The organism is Pseudomonas sp. FEN, assembly GCF_904067045.1.
Classification (GTDB): Bacteria; Pseudomonadota; Gammaproteobacteria; order Pseudomonadales; family Pseudomonadaceae; genus Aquipseudomonas.
Genome location: NZ_CAJFDC010000016.1, coordinates 181,979 through 202,382, shown reverse-complemented (window position 1 = coordinate 202,382; position 20,404 = coordinate 181,979). Strand labels below are relative to the sequence as shown.

The following is a 20,404-nucleotide window of genomic DNA, read 5'->3' as shown; positions in this document are numbered from 1 at the left end:
TATTATGTCGAGTATCCCCATTCTAGACGACCTGATGACACTTGCCATGCCAAAAACCTTCCTTCGTGCGCTGCCGCCGACCGATGCGCTGAGTGTCGAGCGCATCAGCTTCAGCTACCCCAATGGGCACCGGGTATTTTCCTCGTTCAGCCTGAGCGCCGCTCCCGGTGAGTTCGTCGCGATCCTCGGACCTTCCGGTTGCGGCAAGACCACCTTGTTGAACTTGCTCTCGGGCTTCGTCCAGCCACAGGCAGGGCAGATTCGCCTGAACCAGAGCGTGGTGAGTCCGGAGCGTTCGGAGTTGGGTTATGTATTTCAGGCACCGCAGTTGTTTCCCTGGCTGACGGCCCTGGAAAACGTGCGTTTCGGTTTGCGCATGGCCGCTGATGCCAGCGAGTCGCAGCAGCGCGAACAGGCCATGCAGTACCTGCGCCTGGTCGGGCTGGAGCAGGCGGCGCAGCGCTTGCCTCATCAGCTTTCCGGCGGGATGCAGCAGCGTGTCTCGCTGGCTCGCACCCTGGCACTGGAGCCCGAGGTGTTGCTGATGGACGAACCGTTCGCGGCGCTGGACGCCATCAGCCGCAACCACATGAATGAAGAAACCCTGCGCATCTGGGCCGAGCTCGGCCAGACCGTGTTGTTCATTACCCACGATATCGATGAGGCGGTGTTCCTGGCGGATCGGGTCATTGTCCTCAATATCGCTCCGGGCGGTATTCACAGTGAACTGAAGATCCAGTTGCCACGCCCGCGCTCCAATCTGAAAACCCGCCGCTTGCCGGCTTTCCTCGATTACCGCAATGAGCTGATGGAACGCATTTCTCAGGTCATGGCGCTGTCCGAAGCCGGCATTTCTCCCTCTCTCGCCCTTGAAACCGAGTCAATCCAATGATTCTACGTACACTGCTGGTTCTTTCATTGTCTGTTGCCGCCGTGCTCGGTAGTTCATTGGCCGTTGCCAACGAAACCCGACCGTTGCGGGTGGGTTATGTCTTTGCCATGGCCAATGCCCCGGCGCTGATCGCGGACAAGCAAGGCTATTACCGTGAGGAAGGTTTGGCGGTGGATCTCAAGGCGTTGGGCGATGGTCCGGTGATCCAGCAGGCGTTGGCCGCCGGCGAGCTGGACGTGGCCTATGTCGGTACGCCGCCGGTGTACCAGTGGTTTTCCCGTGGCTTGCAGAGCCGGATCCTGGCCAAGGTCAATTACGGCCAGGCGGCGGTGATTGTCAACAGCAAAAGCCCGATCAACGCATTGGCCGACCTCAAGGGCAAGAAACTCGCCGGGGTGAAGAAGGGGAGTGGCATGGACGTGCTGCTACGCGGCTATGTGCTCAAGGAACAGGCCGGGCTCAACCCCGACCACGACCTCGACATTATCGACATGCCTCCGGGCAATATGAACGCGGCCCTGGAACGCGGCATCGTCGATGCGGCGTTCTCCTGGGAGCCCTTTGTCAGCCAGTCGCTGCTGCGCGGCTCGAGCCGGGTCCTGTTCGATGTGAACCAGGCTTTGCCGCAATACCCCTGGTACGTGGTGATTGCCTTGCCGAAAACGCTGCAGGAGCGGCCGGACGACGTGGTGAAACTGCTGCGCGCCCATCGCAAGGCCATCGCCTTTCTCAACGAGCATCCCGAGGAGTCGAACCGGATCATCGCCGAGGCGTTCAAGCTCGAAGCGCTGCAAGGGGCCGACGGCAAGCGCATCGCCCCGGAAACCATCGTCGCCCAGGCCCGCACCCGACTGGGCTGGTCGGCGGACCTGGAGGCCGCGGACATCCAGTTTATCCAGCGCCTGATGAACTACTCGCGTGACCTGGGCTTCATCGACACCACGCTCAAGACCGAGCAGATCGTCGACACCTCCTACCTGGAAAAAGCTTCGCGTTGAGTCTGCCCATGTCCTTGCCAAAACCGAATTGGGGATGGGCCTCGCTGCCGTTCCTGTTGTTGATCTGGGTGGCCCTGGCCAGCCGTTTTCCAACCTACATCCTGCCGCAACCCTGGGACGTCGCCCGCGAGACCCTGCGCTGGCTCGGCGACGGCTCGCTCTGGCAGCACCTGCAAGCCAGCGTCCTGGAGGAACTCGGCGGGTTCTGCGCGGCGGTCATCGTCGCCGTGCTGCTGGGGGCGGCGGGTGGATTGTCGGCGCGTTTTCGCGACTTCATAGCTCCGCTCAACAGCCTGTTCATGGCCATTCCACCGATCGCCTGGGCGCCGCTGATCATGATCATCTTCGGCCTGGGCTATATCTCCATCGTGCTGGTGATCTTCATTGCCGCGGTGTTTCCCATGGCGGTGACCATCCAGGAGGGCGTGCAGGGTATTCGCGGTGGAGAAGTGCGTGCCGCCCGGACCTTGGGAGCCAATCCCTGGCAATTGCTGGCCCATGTCTACCTGCCAGCGTCGCTGCCGTTCGTCACGGCGGCGCTGCGCATCGGTTTCAGCCAGGGCTGGCGGGCGTTGGTGGCGGCGGAAATGATCGGTGCCTCCCAGGGCATCGGCTGGATGGTCTCCACCGGAGGCCAGATCGGCAACAGCAGTCAGGTGCTGTTGGGTATCGTCCTGATCGGGCTGATCGCCTGGTTGATGGAGAGTTTCGTGTTCCGGCGTATCGAGCGTCACTACCAGCAATGGCGCGAGCAATAAGTAGCCGATGCTGCCTTCAAACCTTCAATGAACCTGTATGAGGTGTCATGTGAGTCAGACATTCGATCCCCGCGAAGCCGGGCATTACATCGCCCCGCTGGGCCTGTATGAGCGCAACAAGCAACGCCCGTTCCTGGGTACGATCAGCTGCGATCGCCAGACCCTGCTGGCCGGTCAATGGGACGAGATCACCCTGGTTTACGAAGTCGGCGGCAGCGGGCTGGCGGATGGAGCCTGGCTGAAGCTGGCGTTCAAGTTCTACTCCGATTGGGCGTTGTTCCAGACCTCGAATCCGTCGGGTCCCAATTACGTCAGTGCCGAGTATCAGGCCGCAGAGTTGGTGCCCGGCCAGAGCCAGGCCACGGTGCAGCACCTGAAAGTGCGCTTTGACCAGAAGGGCCATGAGCGGCCATTCCAGAAAGCCGTGATCATCGATATTGTCGATGGCTACCTCAATCCCGGCGACCGCATCGTCATCCGCCTCGGTGACCGGCGCCAGGGCGGGGCGGGTACGCGGGTGCAAAGCTTCGTCGAAAAAGATTTCCGCTTCCGCCTGTTCATCGACCCGCTGGGCAGCTCGAAGTTTGCCGAGGTACCCGGGGATCCGCTGTTGGACATCGTCCCGGGACCGGCGCAAAGCGTTCAACTGATCGTGCCGCGGCTGGTCAGTGCCGGCGAGGCCTTCGACGTGTTGCTGCGGGTCGATGATGCCTGGGGCAATACCTGCCGGCAGTTACCGCTCGATGGCTTGCTGACCTTCACCGGTCCCGAAGGCGAGCAGCGGCAACAGCCGTTCCGCCTGGCGGCCGAAGGTTGGGCGATTGCGCGCCTTGAGGGCTTGGTGTTCGGCGCGGTGGGTGAGTGGCGCCTGTCGGCGGAGGTGCAGGGGGTGTTTGTGCGCGGAGCCCAGGCCTTTGTCACGGTCGATCCGGCCGGTAGCGCATTGCGTCCGCTCTACGCCGACCTGCATGTGCACTCCGACGACACCGTGGGCACCAACGACACCTTGTACAACCTCAGCTACGGGCGTGATGTCGCCGGGCTCGATGTACTCGGCTATACCGCCAACGACTTCAACATCACCGAGCAACGCTGGGATCAGGCGGTCAGGTTGATTCACGAGCTCAACGAGCCGGGTCGATTCGTCTGTTATCCCGGCACCGAATGGTGCGGCAACTCCTGCGCCGGTGGTGACCGTAACGTGGTGTTCCTGCATGACAGAAAGCCAGAGTTTCCGTTCGACAATCAAGGGCGGCTGGTGCGCTCGTTCGAATGGAACGAGTTTACCGCCGGGACCATCAAGCCCGGCGCCTGGCCGGTGGACGAGCTGTATGCCGCCTATGCCAAGGACCCCGAGGGCCATCTGATGATGCCGCACGTGGGTGGGCGCCGCTGCAACCTCGATTGGCACCATCCGGAACTGGAGCGCCTGATTGAAGTAGGGTCGGCCTGGGGGCAGTTCCATTGGGTCTACGCCGAGGCCCTGCAACGTGGCTATCGGGTGGGGGCGGCCGCCAACAGCGATGAACACCAGGGCCGTTGTGGCGGTGGTGTGCCGGCCACGGCGGTGTTCGGTTCACGGGGCGGGCTGACCGGGGTGGTCGCCGACGGTTTCGACCGCGCCAGTGTCGGCAAGGCGCTGCGTGCCCGCCGCACCTTTGCCACCACCGGCGAGCGCTCGTTCGCCAGCCTGCGCCAGGGGACGCATTTCATGGGCGAGGTCTTTACCGCTCGGGCGGATGCGACCCTGGATTATCGCTTGCTGGGGGAGGCGGGTTGGGAGCAGGTGGATCTGTTCGACGGCGAGCAACGGGTCTGGTCGCGCAATCTGCATGAGGAGTTGGGGTTTTCTGGTCACGGCATTCGCCTGCGGTTGGGTGGCGCACGGATCAAGGACCGTTATCGTGGTGCCTACTGGACTGGCGAGATTCAGGTTACTGGCGCTGTGATCAAGGGCTTCCGCGCCTTGGGGCTCGATCATCCCGAGCAGACCGTATGGCGCAAGGACGCGACGACACTGGCGTTTCGTACCGATACCAATGGCGATACCGACAGTATCGAAATCGACCTGTCGCAACTGGCGGGCGCGACCTTGCGGATTCACAGCCGTATCGACAACTACGTCAAGGTTGGCGATCCATCCGAACCGCAGCCTTATGTGCATGCGCCGAAGGTGCTGATGGAGTTGTCCGGTGAGCAACTGCTGGCGCAAGGGCAGGTGATCGAGGAACTGCCGGGGGCGGAGTTGAAGGTGTCTCTGGAACGGACCACTGATGCACCGCTGCCCCGTGAGGTGCATGGGCAGATCGAGCTGGTGGCGTTGCAGTTGGAGGCGGGGCGCGAACATCCGTTGTTCATCTGTGCCCGGCAGCGGGATCAGTCGAGGGGCTGGACTTCGGCGTTGTTTTTGACGGTATAAGGGGCAGCCTGGAAGCCAAGCGTATGCCGCCGATCCTGCTCATCTGTATCTATCCAGCCGCCTGGCGGCTTGGTACGGTCTGCAGCTCTTTTCGGCAAGGAACCGCGCCATGGATCTTACTGCTATCCCCTTTGGTACGACTGATTGGTCGACTATCGAGCCCGTTGCCCATCCAGGCCAGACGGGGACCGCCTATTGGCGGACCTGTCAGTTTGGCAGTACCCGTGTGCGGATGGTCGAGTACAGTCCAGGATACCTGGCCGATCATTGGTGCTGGAGGGGGCATATTCTGTTGTGTCTGGAGGGGGTGCTGGACACAGAACTGGAGGATGGCCGCCGGTTTACCCTGTCCGCGGGGATGAGCTATCAGGTGGGCAACAATAACGAGGGGCATCGATCGTCCACTACGAGTGGCGCGAAGTTATTCATTGTGGATTGAGCACTTCAGCTATTTGCCAACGATATAATCGAAGGCCGTCTTGGTCAATGGCAGCACTAAAGTGACGATGATAATGCCGAGCTGCCAGTACACGAGCTTGAATTTTGACTCGACCTCTTTGATGGATGCCTCGAGTTTCACACCGTGCAGTTGGAGAGCATTCTCATGTTTCTCTCCCATTTTATTCATTGCAGTTTCCTGCTCTTTGATTGCTGCTTGGAGTTCGACGCCTTGGTCTTTGATCAAGGTGCGAAGCTCGCTGTCCTGGTTCTTGATTTCGGCGCGAAGTTCGTGGCTTTGTTTTTCCATGGACATCCGAAATTCATGGCCCTGTTTTTCCATTGCAAGCCGGAATTCGCTGCCTTGTTCCTTGATTTCGGCGCGTAGCTCACTGCTTTGCTTTTCCATGGCGGAGCGAAATTCATTGCCTTGATCTTTGATTTCGGCACGTAGCTCACTGCTTTGCTTTTCCATGGCGGAGCGAAATTCATTGCCTTGATCTCTGATTTCGGCACGTAGCTCACTGCTTTGCTTTTCCATGGCGGAGCGAAATTCATTGCCTTGATCTTTGATTTCAGCGCGTAGCTCACTGCTTTGTTTTTCCATGGCAGAACGAAATTCATTGCCTTGATCTTTGATTTCGGCACGTAGCTCAGTGCTTTGCTTTTCCATGGCGGAACGAAATTCATTGCCTTGATCTTTGATTTCAGCGCGTAGCTCGTTACTTTGTTTTTCCATCACTAGATTGAAGTGGACACCCTGCTTTTCCATTGAGTCGCGAAGGGCGCTCCCCTGATTAATCAAAGATTGGCCGAGAACACTTATCTGCGCTCCTTGGGCTTTTACCGTGTCGTCGAGCTCCTTGACCGAGTCGCGAAGGTCCTTGATCGAACCACGCAGCTCTCGACCCAGATCTACGGTTTTTTGAATCATTTGTTTTTCCGTTCGTATCAGAGCGGATTTTGATGCCAGATTCTGCACTTCGGCCTCCCAAACCTCTACGATGGCTTTGGTTTTTTCAGGTGACAGATGATCAATGTGCTAGTTAGCACACCGTGGTCTTGAAGATCACGGCCACTTGGGGTGGTGCTGCCAACGACAGCGAACCGGAGCAAATCATCAATCCAAACCCATTGGGTGAGATAGCCAGTCGCTTCTTAGGTGGTTGTAGGAAATGGCTTAGCTCATTGCATGCAGAGACACGTATGCCGTGCTCAGAAGTTGGTTTAAACAAAGAAGTTGCATGCGGATTACCCATGCTGCAAGCCGTGGAGCTTGCGGGCAGAGGCAAGCCAAGGGCATCCACTTTTCTGGCAAGCGGGATCCCCCGCCAATCGAGCAGGGGCTTGCGGATTTCTCGCGTTACTTTATGTTGGGCATATGGAGTATGGAGCGGATGAAGGTGTCGTCGGCGCCACTCATGAGTTCGTATACGAACCACTCGCCTTTTATTTGCCTGAAGCCTACATACACACCGACTAACTGCCCGTCGTCGCGCTCGATCAGATAAGCCCGGTTTTCAAACACTTCACCTTTGGTTTCTTTGGGGCCCAGGTGGACTTTGTAGAGGTCATGCTTGCCGATCCAGGTTGAAAGCACGCCTTGGCTTTTGGCGATCAGTTCTTTTTCCTTGAGTTGCCCCGGCTCAAAGTGTCCGGAAAAGACTTTCCCCCAGCAGTCCGAAGCCAGCTTGTCTTGAATGCACTGAACGTATTGGTTCTCGAATTCGTCTTTGTAGGCAATGGCTTCGTTGGCGTGGGCGGAGCTCGCCGTGGCCAGGAGTGACAGGCAAAAAAAGGCTTTCTTGAGCATTCTGATCTCATCTTGGATTTAGGGCTTTGTCTTTCGGTTCGCCCCGGTATTGCTTAGCCATCGGCATTCACTTTGGTTCGTGCGGCCGCCTATGGATCACGCGTATTCGTCCTACAGTACCTCACCAGGTTCAGGAGTGGATAGCGGGTTTCCGAAACCCGTGACGACAGCACGCCTGGTGCTCTCCCACGGGGTCGGATGGAAGGGTTCGATCAGGCCGCGTTGGCTTCTTTCTTCAGACTGTTCATATCGATCACGAAGCGGTATTTGACGTCGCCCTTGAGCATGCGGCCATAGGCCTGGTTGATGTCTTGGATATTGATCATCTCGATATCCGAAACAAGCCCGTGCTTGGCGCAGAAATCCAGCATTTCCTGGGTTTCCTGGATACCGCCGATCAGGGAACCGGCCAGGCTGCGGCGCTTGAAGATCAGGTTGAACACCGAAGGCGAAGGATGAGGGCTGTCGGGGGCGCCGACCAAGGTCATGGTGCCATCGCGTTTGAGCAGCACGAGGAATGCGTCCAGATCGTGGGGCGCGGCCACGGTGTTGAGAATGAAGTCCAGGGTGTTGGTGAACTTGGCCATTTCGTCCGGGTTCCTGGATACCACGACTTCATTGGCGCCCAGGCGCAGGCCATCTTCACGCTTGTTCGGCGAGGTGGTGAACAGCACCACATGCGCGCCCATGGCATGGGCGATTTTCACCGCCATGTGCCCCAGGCCGCCGAGACCGACCACTCCGACCTTTTTGCCCGGGCCGACTTTCCAATGGCGCAGTGGCGAATAGGTGGTGATACCGGCACACAGCAACGGTGCGACCGCCGCCAGGTTGGCGTCGCCGTGGGAGATGCGCAGGACGAACTTCTCCTTGACGACGATGTTGTCCGAATAGCCGCCGAAGGTATTTTCACCACCGAACACCGGGCCGTTGTAGGTGCCGGTGAAGCCGCTCTCGCAGTATTGCTCCTCGCCTTCGGCGCAGGACGCGCAGTGCTGGCAGCTGTCGACCATGCAACCGACGCCGGCCAGATCGCCGACCTTGAACGTACTGACATGGGCACCGACCGCGGTGACCCGCCCGACGATTTCATGCCCCGGCACCGAAGGGTACAGCGTGTTATGCCATTCATTGCGTACAGTATGGAGATCGGAGTGGCAGACGCCGCAGTAGAGAATGTCAATCTGCACATCGTCGGCCCCAGGAGCACGACGCTCGAAGGTGAACGGCTTGAGTGAATCCTTGGGATCCTGGGCCGCGTAGCTATAAGTCTTGGTCATGGCTTTGTCACCTTGGTTTCATGGGACAGGAACTAACTTGACCAGCATAGCCAGTGAATCGTTCCCGCGAATGGCCCTATGGGAAGTGCGGCAGACCAGGCCATTCGCTTGCGCAAGCCCGGCCCCCGGCTTCAGCCTTGCCACATGGACAGTTCAACATCTTCGGCGAATGGCGTGGACAGGTAACCCTCGGCGTGATTGCGCACGCGGGCAAGGTACTCGGGACTATGGTCGGCATTGTCGGCGATGATCAACGCCCCGGGCCGCAGGCGCTTCTCCAGCAGGCCCAGGATATCGGGGTAGAGCGACTTGGCACCGTCGAGAAGCACCAGATCGATGCTTTCCGGGAGATCGGCGCTGAGGGTCTGCAGGGCATCTCCGACCCGTATCTCCACCAGATCGACAAGCCCGCCCGCCACCAGGTTTTCTCGTGCCCGCAGCACCTTGGATGGCTCGAATTCACTGGTGATCAAGCGCCCGCCGCCATTGTCCCGCAACGCGGCGGCAAGGTGCAGGGTCGAGAGGCCGAACGAGGTGCCGAACTCGACAATGCTTCGTGCAGCGCAACTGCGTGCCAGCATATAGAGCAGTGTTCCGGTCTCCCGCGAGACCGCCAGCGGAAAATCCTTCAGGCGTGTATAGAAGTCGAGATAGCCGGTCTTGCTGCGCATCAGCCGCACGCGCTCTTCTTCCGACACATCGCCAAAGGTGGCAGCCATCGTCGACCACGATTGCGCGGCCTCGGCGAACAGGCGATCCAGCAATGGCGCGAGGGGGGCTTGGGTCAGGGTTGTCATGGGGTTTTCCTGGTGGGATCAGTGAAGGGTTATAATGCGAATAAACCTTCATATTTTCTATTCGCATTGCGAGTCCGCCCCATGACCCATCGCCCAAGCACGCGGATTACCTCGCGCAAACAGCCCAGACAGGCCCGCTCCAATGACCTTGTCGCATCGATTCTGCAAGCGGCCATTCAGGTTTTGGCGAAGGAGGGCATGCAACGCTTTACCACCACGCGGGTGGCCGAGCGAGCCGGTGTCAGCGTCGGATCGGTGTATCAGTATTTCCCGAACAAGGCGGCGATCCTGTTTCGGTTGCAAAGTGATGAGTGGCGCGAGACCACCGAGATGCTGCGCGGCATTCTTGAAGACGTGCGCAATCCGCCCCTGGAGCGGCTGCGTCTGCTTGTTCAGGTCTTTATCCGGTCCGAATGCGATGAGGCCGAGGTCCGCGTGGCACTGGATGACGCCGCGCCGTTTTATCGCGACGCGCCCGAGGCGTGGGAGGTGAGAGCCGCGGGAAAGCAGATTGTCGAGGTGTTCATGCGCGAGGTGCTGCCCGATGCCACGGACGCGACGCGTGCCGTGGCCGGCGATCTGATCAAGGTGACGCTCAGTTCGGTGGGCAAGCAGTTTTCGGAAAGTCCACGCACCTCGGCTCAGATTGAAGCTTACGCCGACGCCATGGCTGATATGTTTTGTAGCTACCTGCGAAGCCTCGGGCACGTTGGAGCGTCACTCGATGAATCAAGGACTATCTGACCGTGGTTTTCGACGAGGCGACCGGTCGCCCGCGATGTGGGATGCGCGCCGTCAGGCGGCCTGATCCTCCACGACCGGTTCATCGAGCTCGGTATCGCTGTCATCCTCAACCGAGCCACGATCGAGAAATAGAAACACCACGGCCGCCGTCAGCACGGTGATGGCTGTCAGCACCCGCAGCAAGGTGCTGAACGCGGCGCTGTAGCCCTCGGCCAGAGCGACGCGTCCGGTGGCCGGCAGCAGTTGCGTGGCACCGGCCAGGTCACCGGTGGCCAGATGCTGGGCGGCGCCAACGATGTCCGGCGTCGCGGCAGCACCCAGGTGGCCGGCGGCGAACGCCGACAGCAATGCGCTGACTATGGCAATGGCCACGCCTTCACCGGCCACCCGGGTCGTGCTGAAAATCCCGGTGGCCATGCCGGCGCGCTCCTTGGGCACCACGCTGACCGCCATGCCATCCATCAAGCCCCAGGGCAGGCTGATGCCGACGCCGATCACGAACATCGGCCAGGCCAGTACCGTCGCCGCGCTGCCCACCGGCACATGGCTCAACCAGTACAGCCCTGCGGCACACACCAGCAAGCCGCTGCCGCACAAGGTCGAGGCCGACAGCCAGCGGGTCAGGTAGCCGGCGACGATCGGCAGCACCAACAGCGGCGCCGATAAAGCGATCAGCAACCAGCCGGCGGCGACTTCGCTCATGCCTTCGATGCCGACGAAACGGATCGGCAGCAGTATCAGCAGCACCACGAAGGAGTAGGCCGGCGCGGCCGCCAGCAATTGCACGCCGACAAAGCGCGGGAAGCGGAACAGCGTCAGGTCGAGCATGGGCTGGGCGATACGGTTTTCGATCATGACGAAGGCCACGACGGACAGCAGCGCGACGGCGAACAGGCCGAGCACCAGCGGATCGGCCCAACCGCTTTCCGGTGCCTTGAGGATGGCAAAGGTGAAGATACCCAGTGCCCAGGTGAAGGTGATCGCGCCAGGCCAATCGATGCCGGCGGCGTCGGGATTACATGACTCCTCCATGTAACGGCTGGCCAGTACCAGGGATATCGCCGCCAGCGCGGTGATCAGCAGGAAGATCACCTGCCAGCCAAATGCTTCGATCATCGCGCCGGCCGCCACGGGGCCGAAGGCCAGGCCGATACCGAAGCTGGTCCCGACGAAGCTGAACGCACGGATGCGCCCCGGCCCGTCGAAGACTTGCGCCAGGGCGGCCATGCCGCCGGAAAAGGCGGCCGCGGCGGCCAGTCCCTGGGCCGCACGCAGGACGTCGAACAGCGCCAGGCTGGGGGCGAAGGGCAATGCCGCGGCGAGCAGGGCAAAAGCGCTGACGCCTGCGAGGAAGACTTTCTTGCGGCCATAGCTGTCAGCCAGTGCGCCGGCCAGCATCAGGCAGCTACCGAAGGTCAGCATGAAGGCGTTGGTGACCCAGTTCAGTTCCATTGGCGAGCCACCGAAGGTGCGACCGATGGCGGGCAGGGCAACAGCTGGCGCGGTGAAGTTGAAGGGCATGGTGATGGCTGTGATGCACACGGCCAGTAGAATCAGCCGCTGTTGTAGCAAGAGTGGGATGGACATATTGAAAATTCCTTGTAGCGGGTGGATGTAGGCACCCTGGGTGAGCGTAACGACGGCGGCGATTCGTGGGTTTGCCGGGGCTGACGGAATATGCAAGGATTTTAAAGAACGAGTAATCTGGCAAAAAGCGGCAAATATTCCGCCCATATCGGAATAAAAGGATCGAATAGGAGGGCAGGTGGATCGACTGAGTGGTTTGATGGCCTTTATCCGCACGGCCGAGCTCGGCAGTTTCGTCGCGGCGGGCAGGGCGCTGGGTCTGTCGGCTTCGGCGGTCGGCAAGGGCGTGACCCGACTTGAGCAGCAACTGGGCGTGCGTCTGTTTCAACGCTCGACCCGTAGCCTCAGCCTGACCGACGAGGGCCGGGTGTTCCAGGAGCGTTGTCGGCGCATCCTCGATGACCTCGACGATGCCCAGGCCACCGTGTCGCAGTCCACGGAAATCCCCCGGGGGCGCTTGCGGATCAGTATGCCGGCGGCCAGTTATCAACTGTTCCAGTCGGTACTGACGGCGTTCATGGCGCTGTATCCCGATATCGAACTGGACCTCGACTTCAGCGACAAACTGGTGGATGTGATCGAGGAAGGGATGGATATCGTCATTCGCAGTGGCGACCTGCCGGACTCGCGCCTGATGAGCCGCCCCTTGCCGGGCGTGCAACCGGTGCTGTGCGCCGCGCCGGCATATCTGGAGCGCCACGGCACGCCGCAAACCCCGGCGGAACTGGACGATCACCTGGCGGTACGTTTTCGCTACTTCAAGAATGGCAAGCTGCTGGACTTTCCGCTGTTACGCGAGGAGGGCGCGCGGGAGCCGCGGACCCGCACGGTGATGGTCAGCAACAATATGGAAATGGTGCTTGGGGCGCTGGTCAAGGGCTTTGGCCTGGGAGTCATCCCGGATTTCCTCGCTCGCGAGGCTCTGGCCGACGGTTCGTTGCGTTGTCTGCTGCATGGTTATCTGATCCCGCCGGACCCCATGAGCATCGTCTGGCCTTCGAGCCGTCAACTGTCGCGCAAGATTCGCGTGTTCGTCGATTTCATGTGCGAGCACCTGGAACAGGAGGCGGCGCAGTTACGCGCGACCATCGCACGGGAATGCCTTTTTTCCCATCGCAATAGAGGGGAGGGCGTGACAAGCTGAACGGCACTTATTACAATTTGATTATCATAAGCGACTTCAGAGCCTCGACACCTCCATGGAAAACAAGACCGCACGCCTGACCGTGCTCATTGATCCGGTCAAGAAAAAGGCCCTTGAAGAGCTTTGCGCTTCTCAGGACCTGACGCCGTCGCAGGTGGTTCGCCAGTTGATTCGGGACTATCTGGAAACCCACGGTGTTTCCTACTCGACCAGAAGCAAGGTTGCCGGCAAGGGGTAATGTGCGGGCATTCGGCGCCGGGCAGGCAGGCTTACTGCCCGGGTTCGTTGGCGGTGTTCAGTGCCGACTTGAAGTCGGCATGGTAATCCCCGGGGCCGAGCGCCTCAAGTATCCCGGCCTTGCGCAGCTTGCCGAGAACTTTCTCGTTGGCTTCGCAGAGCTTCACGACAATGCTGCGCTTGCGTAATTGCTCGATGACTTCGAGCAGGGTCTGCAAGCCGGTGATGTCCATGAACGGCACGTGATTCAGGCGAATGATCAGGGTTCCCGGATCGGTATGGGTTTGCGCCAGGACACGTTCGAAGGTTTCTGCCGCACCGAAGAACAACGGGCCCTCGATGCTGTACACCAGGACATTGGGCGGCAGCTCGACCTGGCCATTGAGCTGTAGTTCGATCTCCAGGTCCTTGCCGACCATTTTCTGTACTTCAACCGATGACGCCATTCGCCGCATGAATTGCAGCATGGCGAGAATGACGCCGATGTTCACGGCAATGGTCAGGTCGCTGAAGACGGTCAGTATGAAAGTGATCAGCAGGATCGCGATATCGGCGCGTGGCGCCCGCTGGAGCATGCGCTTGAAGTGTTTCAACTCGCTCATGTTGTAGGCCACGACAAACAGGATGGCCGCGAGGGCGCACAGCGGGATATTCGAAGCCAACGGCGCCAGGAAGGAAATCAGCAGTACCAGGGTCAGCGCGTGCACCAGGCCGGCGATCGGACTGTTACCACCGTTGCGGATATTGGTCGCGGTTCGCGCGATCGCCCCGGTCGCGGCAAAGCCGCCGAACAAGGGGCTGAACAGATTGGCGATGCCCTGGCCCATCAGTTCCTGGTTGGAGTCATGGCGGGTGCCGGCCATGCCGTCGGCCACCACCGCGGACAATAACGACTCAATGGCGCCCAGCATGGCGATGGCGAACGCCGGGCCGATCAGTTCGATGATTCGCGGCAGGGTCACTTCAGGCAGGCTGAAGGTGGGTAGCCCTTGAGGTATCCCGCCGAACGCGCTGCCGATGGTGGCCACCCCGGAAAACTGGAAAACCGACTGTATGACGGTTGCCACGACCATCGCGATCAAAGGGCCGGGCACGCGTTGCATGCCGGGTAGCCTGGGGGTGAGCAGGACCAGCAGCAGGCTCAGCAGCGCCAGCAGGGTGGTCGCCGGGTGAAGGTCGGGCAATGCTTCGAGCAGGTGCCAGAGTCGCTCATGGAAATGCCCATCGGCGACTTTCGGCAGGCCGAAAAAGTCTTTCCATTGCCCTACCCAGATAATCACGCCGATGCCGGCGGTGAATCCGACGATCACTGGGTCGGGGATGAACTTGATAATGGCGCCCAGCCGGGTGATACCGAGCAGCAGCAGGATCGCCCCGGCCATGAACGAGGCGATCTGCAAGCCGTCGATGCCGTAGCGGGCGGTGACGCTGGCCAGGATGACGATAAAGGCGCCCGTGGGACCGGCAACCTGCACGCGGCTGCCGCCGAACAAGGACACCAGCAGACCACCGACAATCGCGGTGTAGATGCCTTGCTCGGGCTTGACCCCCGAAGCGATGGCGAACGCCATGGATAACGGTAGCGCCACGATCCCCACGATAACGCCCGCGACCAGGTTGCGTGGCCAGTGCTTGCGCTGCAGCAATCCGGATTTCCACGCTTCTCGTATCGCAATCATGACGCTTACTCCACATTGGTCATGTGCGTAACATTAACATGTAGTGATAACCCTGGAGCAACAAGCCTCCTCATATATCCGCCGATACAGTAGCGATGGCCGTCCCTCGCGCGGAATCAGCCACGGGATCTGCCGGCATGGCCGCCAATCAGTCGCAGCCAGGGCGACAGATGGACGGCGGCCATGATCAGGTACATCGTCACCATACTGTTGAGCGGCCATGGTCCCTGCATGGAGGCGCAGGCCATATCGAGGTCGGTGTTGGCGGCGGTGAGCACCGCCATGCTGGCGAAGGTTGGCGCGGCAGCCAGGCAAAGCCAGTCGGCGATATTCACGGTAACGCCCCCTGGCGCGCCTGTCGATTGACCTTCCTTCGCGTGGTTGGACGAGAGCATGCGGGTTACTCCTGGCCGTATTCGTCGTGGCGGCGCCACCAGATACCCTGTTCGTTGCGGCCCTTGGGCGCCCTGTCGAGCCACTGGTACATGCCCCAGATGCCGTCCACTCCACGGGCATAGGCGGAATAGGTATGGTAGACCTCGCCGTCTTCGAGCACGAAGGCGCTGATGCCGGGCCTGTCGCGGGTGTAGGTGGCAATGTCGGTGCCGGTCATGGCGGCGATGCGGGCAATCGGGCTTTCGCTACCGTGCAGTTGCCATTCCTGGACGTTCTGGCCCCGCTGCGGCCCCGCCAAAGGCGCCTCGCGCAGATAGTTGTAGACGATGCCGCCGTCGTGCTGCTGCTCCTCGCTGAACCAGACGTTGAAGTCGCTGTTGAAGTCGCTGCCGAACGAGCTGGCCCAGTCAAAGCTCCAGCCCATGCGCTGTTTGAACGCTTGCAGCTTGGCCAACGGTGCCCGCGAGATGGCGCTGAAGGCGACATCATGGTTCTCGAGATGGACGACGATGCCATTGAAGCCATCGGCGATCGCCGAGCAGGACGGGCAGCCGGCACTGTAATCGGGCCCGAACATGAAGTGATAGACGAGCAACTGCGAGCGGCCCTTGAACAGATCCTGCAGCGAGGCGCCGCCAGTCGCGGTGTCGAAGCGGTATGGCTTGTCGATCCGCACCCAGGGCAACGCCTGGCGCCGTTGGGCCAGTGCGTCGCCGCGCCGGGTCAGTTCCTTTTCTTCCGCGAGCAGCTCAAGCCGCGACGCCAGCCATTCTTTGCGGGTTGCTATCTTCGCTGTGGTCATGAGGGTTCTCCATTTGCCATGGCTCGTCGTACCATCGGTCGTGCGAGCCGTTACCGGGTGGTCGTGAGCAGACTAGGGCGGGCCCAGCAGATGGTGGGAGTGACAAGTTTGACGCGATTGCCATGGACGCGATGATCAGCGTCGCCGCGCGGCTGCTGGCGAGTGGCGATATCCTTGGTGCCTTGAAGCGGGTTGCCCTGCGCGATGACGGGCCGGCGCTGGCGCTGCGTGGTATTGCCATGGCGCGGTTGGGCGACCTGGTTCGCGCCAGGGGGCTGCTCAAGCTGGCCGCCCGTGCCTTCGGCCCGCAAGAGGCGTTGGCAAAGGCCCGCTGCATCGTCGCCGAAGCCGAGATTGCGCTGGTCTCGCGTGACTTGGCTTGGCCGGCCAAGACCCTGGCGGGGGCGCGGGCGGTGCTCGAGGCGCATGGCGATCGCTTGAATGCCGCGCACGCACAGCATCTTGAAATCCGCTGCCTGCTGTTGACCGGTCAACTTGACGCGGCCGAGCGTCGGCTGGCCGAACTTGAGCCGACAAGGCTTGCGCCGCCATTGAAAACCGCATACGAGTTGCTCAGCGCCGGGATCGCGATCCGACGCTTGCACACCGGAGCGGCGCGGGTTGCGTTGCTGCGCGCGGAAAATGCCGCTCGTGAGGCGGGTATTGCCTCGCTCGTTGCCGAAGTCGAAAGCGCCTTCCAAGCGCTGAAGAGGCCTGCGGCACGTTCGATCACCCGGGGCGAGGAGCGCTGTCTGCTGCTGGAGGAAGTCGAGGCACTGTTTGCCTCGACTGCGCTGGTGGTGGATGCCTGCCGCCACGCGGTGCGTGGGGCGGGCACGCAGGTATCGCTCAACACTCGGCCGGTTTTGTTCGCGCTGCTGCGCACCCTCGCCGAGAGCTGGCCGCGGGCTGCTACACGGCAAGCACTTATCGCCAGTGCTTTTCGCGGCAAGGAGGCCGATGAGTCGCACCGGGTCCGCTTGCGGGTCGAAATCGGGCGGCTGCGGGGGGAGGTTGGCCGATTCGCTCAGGTGAGGGCGACCCGGGACGGCTTCGTGCTCATGCCGCGACAAGCCCTTGAGGTGGTGATTCTGGCGCCGCCTGTCGAGGCGCGACATGCCACGCTGTTGGCGCTATTGGCCGATGGCGAGTCGTGGTCGAGCTCAGCCCTGGCGATAGCGCTCGGGACCAGCCCGCGTACCGTGCAGCGGGCGCTCGATACCCTGGCGGCGACGGGCAAGGTGCAAGGCTTCGGCCGTGGGCCGGCCCGCCGCTGGATGGTTCCGTCAGTACCGGGATTCCCGTCAACTTTGTTACTCCCAGGCCCGCTGGCCAGCGGCTAGACTGAGCCCATGAAAAACTCTCAAGCTGAAATACTGCGTGAATATGGGCCTTTTCCCGGCGTCGACCATGTGGCCGGGGTCACCCATGATGGCCAGTACGTCTGGTTTGCCTCGGGCGACAGGCTCAACGCCCTCGACCCGGCAAGCGGGGCGGTCGTGCGCTCGATCGATGTCGTCGCCCAGGCCGGCACCGCCTTCGATGGCCGCTACCTGTTCCAGATCGCCGAGGGGCGTATCCAGAAGGTCGATCCGCTGACCGGCGAGGTGCTCACATCGATACCGGCACCCGGCAATGGCGCTGATTCCGGGCTTGCCTGGGCCGAGGGAACGCTCTGGGTCGGGCAGTATCAGGGCCGCAGGATCCATCAGGTCGATCCCGAAACGGGGGCGACTCTACGCATTATCGAGTCGGACCGTTTTGTTACGGGGGTCACCTGGGTTGATGACGAGCTGTGGCATGGCACCTGGGAGGACGAGCAGAGCGATGTTCGGCGGGTGCATCCGCAAACCGGAGAGCTGCTGGAGCGTATCGAGATGCCCGCTGGCGTGGGGGGTTCGGGGCTTGAGTCCGATGGACAAGGTCGGTTTTTCTGTGGCGGAGGGAACAGTGGCAGGATCCGGGCTGTGCGCCGACCAAAATGAAGTGTAGGCCAGCCGGCGATAAGGCCCTTGAGTCTGGTGGCGCCTGTCCGGGCAGCATCGCCTTCGGGCATCAAACCAGGATGAGCTCCTTGACCCTGGCGTTAAGTGCGTCGAGCGCCGTCTCGCCGCTGGCTCTCTGATTGGTGACCAACACATCGATACGCTCAGGCGGGCAGAAACTGATACGGCTTTGCACGCCGAGCTTGCTGTAGTCGGCCAGAATCACCACCCGTGCGGCGTGTTCGGCCATGGCGCGGGCCACCTCGCTCTCACGAGGGTCGTAGTTGCTGGCGCCGTGCTGGGCGTCCACCCCCACCGGTGACAGCAGGGCGAGGTCGGCGCGATAGCGGCCGATCTCCGCCACCGTGATGGCGCCCACCGTGGCCGGCGAACGCTCGCAGAGTGATCCCCCGAGGACGATCACCTCATTGTGCAAGCTGCCCGCGGCAGTGCTACCGCGCAGGTGCAGCGCGACGTTGAACGAGTTGGTGATCACGGTCAGCCCGCCGAGCCTGGCCAACTCCTGCGCGAGGATCTCGGTGGTGGTGCCGGCGTCGATGAACACCGTCTGGCCATGGGACAGCAGGCTGACCGCGGCCCGGGCCAGGTCACGCTTGAACTTGACGTTGATATGGGCGCGCTCGGCAATCGGCGCCTCATCCTCGACGGTAATCGCACCGCCGTGTATGCGCTTCAACTCGCCGAGGGCTTCCAGCGCCACCAGGTCGCGACGCACCGTTTCGCGGGAAACATTCAGCTCCGTGACGATGCGGTCGGTGGTCACGCGCTGCAAGGTCGCCAGCAATGCGCGAATCCGCTGGTAACGCTCTTCTTGCCACATGCCTCATGTCCTTGCTGTTGGGATGATTCTCCGAGCACGCATTGTGGGAGGCGTGGGGATGCTGTCAAGTTCGGCATTCCCATGACCACTGGTCGGAAAGTGTCAATGTGCCATAAATGTGTAATGTTGTGGCATTGTTGTATTTTTATGTATTTGACGCTAGCCTCATCGCCGGACGCTTGTCCCTCTTGCGCCCTTGTCTTGAAACACGCTCTCGCCGTCGCCCCGTTTGCGACCATTCTTCTAATTCCAGGAGTTATGCCATGCAGCGTCGCCAGTTTCTGAATACCCTTGCCGCCGTTTCCGTTGTCAGTCCCTTGCTGTTGAGCGGCCGTCTTGCCGAGGCCTCCACCGCCAAGGCCACGCCGAGTGCGCTTGACCCGGCGCGTTGGTCGCCGCTGAACCAGAAGCGCCTGCAGGCGGTGATCGACCAGCACGGCGTGAAGAGTGCGTCCTATCACCCGGACAAGCGTCCATACGCGGTGTTCGACTGGGACAACACCTGCATCATGAACGACTGCGAAGAGGCGCTGCTGGTCTACCAGATGAATCATTTGCAGTACAAACTCAGCCCCGACGAGTTTGCCGCCGTGTTGCGCCAGGATGTGCCGAACGGCCCGTTCATGAAGGACTACGTCACGGTCGACGGCAAGCCGGTGAACATGGAAGACATCGCCGCCGACGTCGAAGCCGACTACCGCTGGTTGCACGCCAATTACCAGGGCCTGGCCGGCAGCAAGAGCCTGGAGGAAATCCAGGCCAGCGATCAGTTCAAGGACTTCTTCACCAAGCTCTACTTCATGTACGACGCAATCTGCGACAGCTACCCGGTGGAGATCGGTTACAAGTGGATCATCTATTTCTACAAGAACATGACCACCGCCGAATTGCAGGCGATGGCCGAGGCGTCCAACAACCACGATCTCGGTGATGGCCTGCGCAAGGTCAAGTACGAGAGCCCGCGCAGCCTGCCGGGCAAGGCCGGAGTGGTCGCCGACACGCACTTCCACGGCATCCGTATCCACGAGGAAATCCGTGGTCTGATGCACACGTTGCGGGCCAACGGGATTGACGTATATGTCAGCACCGCGTCCATCGACGACGTGGTGCGGGTGTTCGCCGGCCATCCCAACTACGGTTATGGCGTGCCGCCGGAAAACGTGATCGGCCTGCGCCTGGCCATGACCGACGGCAAGTACGACAGCAGCTATCTGCCGGGCTGGCACTTCAACTATGGCCCGGGCAAGACCGTGGGCATCAAGAATGTGCTGGTGGCGAAGAAGGGTTATGGTCCGGTGTTGGTGGCCGGTGACAGCGACGGCGATGCCTGGATGCTGCGCGATTTCAAGGACACCGCCGTGGGTGTGATCGTCAACCGCATGAAAAAGGGCGAGATCGGGGCCGATAGCCAGAAGGCCGCCGAGCAGTTGGGCAAGGCGGACGCCCGTTTCGTCCTGCAAGGCCGTGACGAGCAGACCGGCCTGATGATCCCGGATGAAAAATCGATCAAGTACGGCAAGAACGAGCGCAAGCTGCTGGCGTAAGTGTCCTGGTTCGCGGGGGCCCCGGATCCGCCCGCGAATCTACGCTTGGT

Annotated in this window: 20 protein-coding genes; 11 read left to right on the top strand and 9 right to left on the bottom strand. The window is 61.2% G+C overall.

Features of this window, described 5'->3' with window-relative positions; translation table 11 throughout:
* Positions 1–46 precede the first annotated feature (46 nt).
* From PFEN_RS19800 to PFEN_RS19780, 5 genes are all read left to right on the top strand, one after another.
* A complete protein-coding gene (locus PFEN_RS19800) occupies positions 47–892 on the top strand; it encodes an ABC transporter ATP-binding protein (RefSeq protein ID WP_191488497.1) in 846 nt (281 codons plus the stop codon).
* Positions 889–1,890: an ABC transporter substrate-binding protein gene (locus PFEN_RS19795; RefSeq protein WP_191488496.1), complete on the top strand. Its 1,002-nt coding sequence runs from the start codon at positions 889–891 to the stop codon at positions 1,888–1,890. The genes PFEN_RS19800 and PFEN_RS19795 overlap by 4 nt, the downstream gene beginning before the upstream one ends.
* A gap of 8 nt (positions 1,891–1,898) precedes the next feature.
* A complete protein-coding gene (locus PFEN_RS19790) occupies positions 1,899–2,648 on the top strand; it encodes an ABC transporter permease (protein WP_191488495.1) in 750 nt (249 codons plus the stop codon).
* A gap of 49 nt (positions 2,649–2,697) precedes the next feature.
* A complete protein-coding gene (locus PFEN_RS19785; RefSeq protein WP_191488494.1) occupies positions 2,698–5,067 on the top strand; it encodes a hypothetical protein in 2,370 nt (789 codons plus the stop codon).
* 109 nt (positions 5,068–5,176) lie between these two features.
* Positions 5,177–5,506: a DHCW motif cupin fold protein gene (locus tag PFEN_RS19780; RefSeq protein WP_191488493.1), complete on the top strand. Its 330-nt coding sequence runs from the start codon at positions 5,177–5,179 to the stop codon at positions 5,504–5,506.
* Between the two features lie 9 nt (positions 5,507–5,515).
* Here the strand turns inward: PFEN_RS19780 and PFEN_RS19775 are convergent, their stop codons facing one another.
* The 4 genes from PFEN_RS19775 to PFEN_RS19760 form a co-directional block, all read right to left on the bottom strand.
* Positions 5,516–6,439: an apolipoprotein A1/A4/E family protein gene (locus PFEN_RS19775; protein ID WP_191488492.1), complete on the bottom strand. Its 924-nt coding sequence runs from the start codon at positions 6,437–6,439 to the stop codon at positions 5,516–5,518.
* Between the two features lie 429 nt (positions 6,440–6,868).
* Positions 6,869–7,318, bottom strand: coding sequence for a hypothetical protein (locus PFEN_RS19770; protein WP_191488491.1), 450 nt, complete (start codon positions 7,316–7,318; stop codon positions 6,869–6,871).
* A 212-nt stretch (positions 7,319–7,530) separates the two neighbouring features.
* On the bottom strand, positions 7,531–8,598 hold the full coding sequence (locus PFEN_RS19765) for an NAD(P)-dependent alcohol dehydrogenase (protein WP_191488490.1): 1,068 nt from the start codon (positions 8,596–8,598) through the stop codon (positions 7,531–7,533).
* Between the two features lie 131 nt (positions 8,599–8,729).
* Positions 8,730–9,395: an O-methyltransferase gene (locus tag PFEN_RS19760; protein WP_191488489.1), complete on the bottom strand. Its 666-nt coding sequence runs from the start codon at positions 9,393–9,395 to the stop codon at positions 8,730–8,732.
* An 81-nt stretch (positions 9,396–9,476) separates the two neighbouring features.
* Here PFEN_RS19760 and PFEN_RS19755 point away from each other — a divergent pair, with 81 nt between their 5' ends.
* Positions 9,477–10,139, top strand: coding sequence for a TetR family transcriptional regulator (locus PFEN_RS19755; protein ID WP_191488488.1), 663 nt, complete (start codon positions 9,477–9,479; stop codon positions 10,137–10,139).
* A 51-nt stretch (positions 10,140–10,190) separates the two neighbouring features.
* On the opposite strand, the gene PFEN_RS19750 is transcribed toward PFEN_RS19755, so the two are convergent.
* Complete coding sequence (locus PFEN_RS19750) at positions 10,191–11,726, bottom strand: MFS transporter (protein WP_191488487.1); 1,536 nt, start codon at positions 11,724–11,726, stop codon at positions 10,191–10,193.
* 178 nt (positions 11,727–11,904) lie between these two features.
* Between PFEN_RS19750 and PFEN_RS19745 the strand changes: the two genes are divergently transcribed.
* Together PFEN_RS19745 and PFEN_RS19740 are read left to right on the top strand one after the other, a co-directional pair.
* Positions 11,905–12,870 carry a LysR family transcriptional regulator gene (locus tag PFEN_RS19745; RefSeq protein WP_191488486.1) on the top strand — a complete coding sequence of 322 codons (966 nt, stop codon included), beginning with the start codon at positions 11,905–11,907 and terminating at the stop codon, positions 12,868–12,870.
* A gap of 55 nt (positions 12,871–12,925) precedes the next feature.
* Complete coding sequence (locus PFEN_RS19740; protein WP_191488485.1) at positions 12,926–13,108, top strand: ribbon-helix-helix protein, CopG family; 183 nt, start codon at positions 12,926–12,928, stop codon at positions 13,106–13,108.
* A gap of 31 nt (positions 13,109–13,139) precedes the next feature.
* On the opposite strand, the gene PFEN_RS19735 is transcribed toward PFEN_RS19740, so the two are convergent.
* The 3 genes from PFEN_RS19735 to PFEN_RS19725 all read right to left on the bottom strand — a co-directional run bounded on the left by PFEN_RS19735 (position 13,140) and on the right by PFEN_RS19725 (position 15,984).
* Positions 13,140–14,786 (bottom strand): SulP family inorganic anion transporter, encoded by a 1,647-nt coding sequence (locus PFEN_RS19735; RefSeq protein WP_191488484.1) that lies wholly within the window; start codon positions 14,784–14,786, stop codon positions 13,140–13,142.
* 116 nt (positions 14,787–14,902) lie between these two features.
* Entirely contained in the window at positions 14,903–15,181 is a 279-nt protein-coding gene (locus PFEN_RS19730; protein ID WP_191488483.1) for a hypothetical protein, read from the bottom strand.
* Positions 15,182–15,186: 5 nt separating this feature from the next.
* A complete protein-coding gene (locus tag PFEN_RS19725) occupies positions 15,187–15,984 on the bottom strand; it encodes a DUF899 domain-containing protein (RefSeq protein ID WP_191488482.1) in 798 nt (265 codons plus the stop codon).
* A 122-nt stretch (positions 15,985–16,106) separates the two neighbouring features.
* Between PFEN_RS19725 and PFEN_RS19720 the strand changes: the two genes are divergently transcribed.
* On the top strand, positions 16,107–17,327 hold the full coding sequence (locus PFEN_RS19720) for a helix-turn-helix domain-containing protein (protein ID WP_191488481.1): 1,221 nt from the start codon (positions 16,107–16,109) through the stop codon (positions 17,325–17,327).
* 9 nt (positions 17,328–17,336) lie between these two features.
* The gene (locus PFEN_RS19715) at positions 17,337–17,969 is read left to right on the top strand and encodes a glutamine cyclotransferase (protein ID WP_191488480.1); all 633 of its coding nucleotides are present in this window, start codon (positions 17,337–17,339) and stop codon (positions 17,967–17,969) included.
* Positions 17,970–18,039: 70 nt separating this feature from the next.
* Here the strand turns inward: PFEN_RS19715 and PFEN_RS19710 are convergent, their stop codons facing one another.
* Positions 18,040–18,810, bottom strand: a complete 771-nt coding sequence (locus tag PFEN_RS19710; protein ID WP_191488479.1) for a DeoR/GlpR family DNA-binding transcription regulator — start codon at positions 18,808–18,810, stop codon at positions 18,040–18,042.
* 263 nt (positions 18,811–19,073) lie between these two features.
* On the opposite strand from PFEN_RS19710, the gene PFEN_RS19705 reads away from it, so the two are divergent.
* Positions 19,074–20,354: an HAD family hydrolase gene (locus PFEN_RS19705; protein WP_191488478.1), complete on the top strand. Its 1,281-nt coding sequence runs from the start codon at positions 19,074–19,076 to the stop codon at positions 20,352–20,354.
* Positions 20,355–20,404 lie beyond the last annotated feature (50 nt).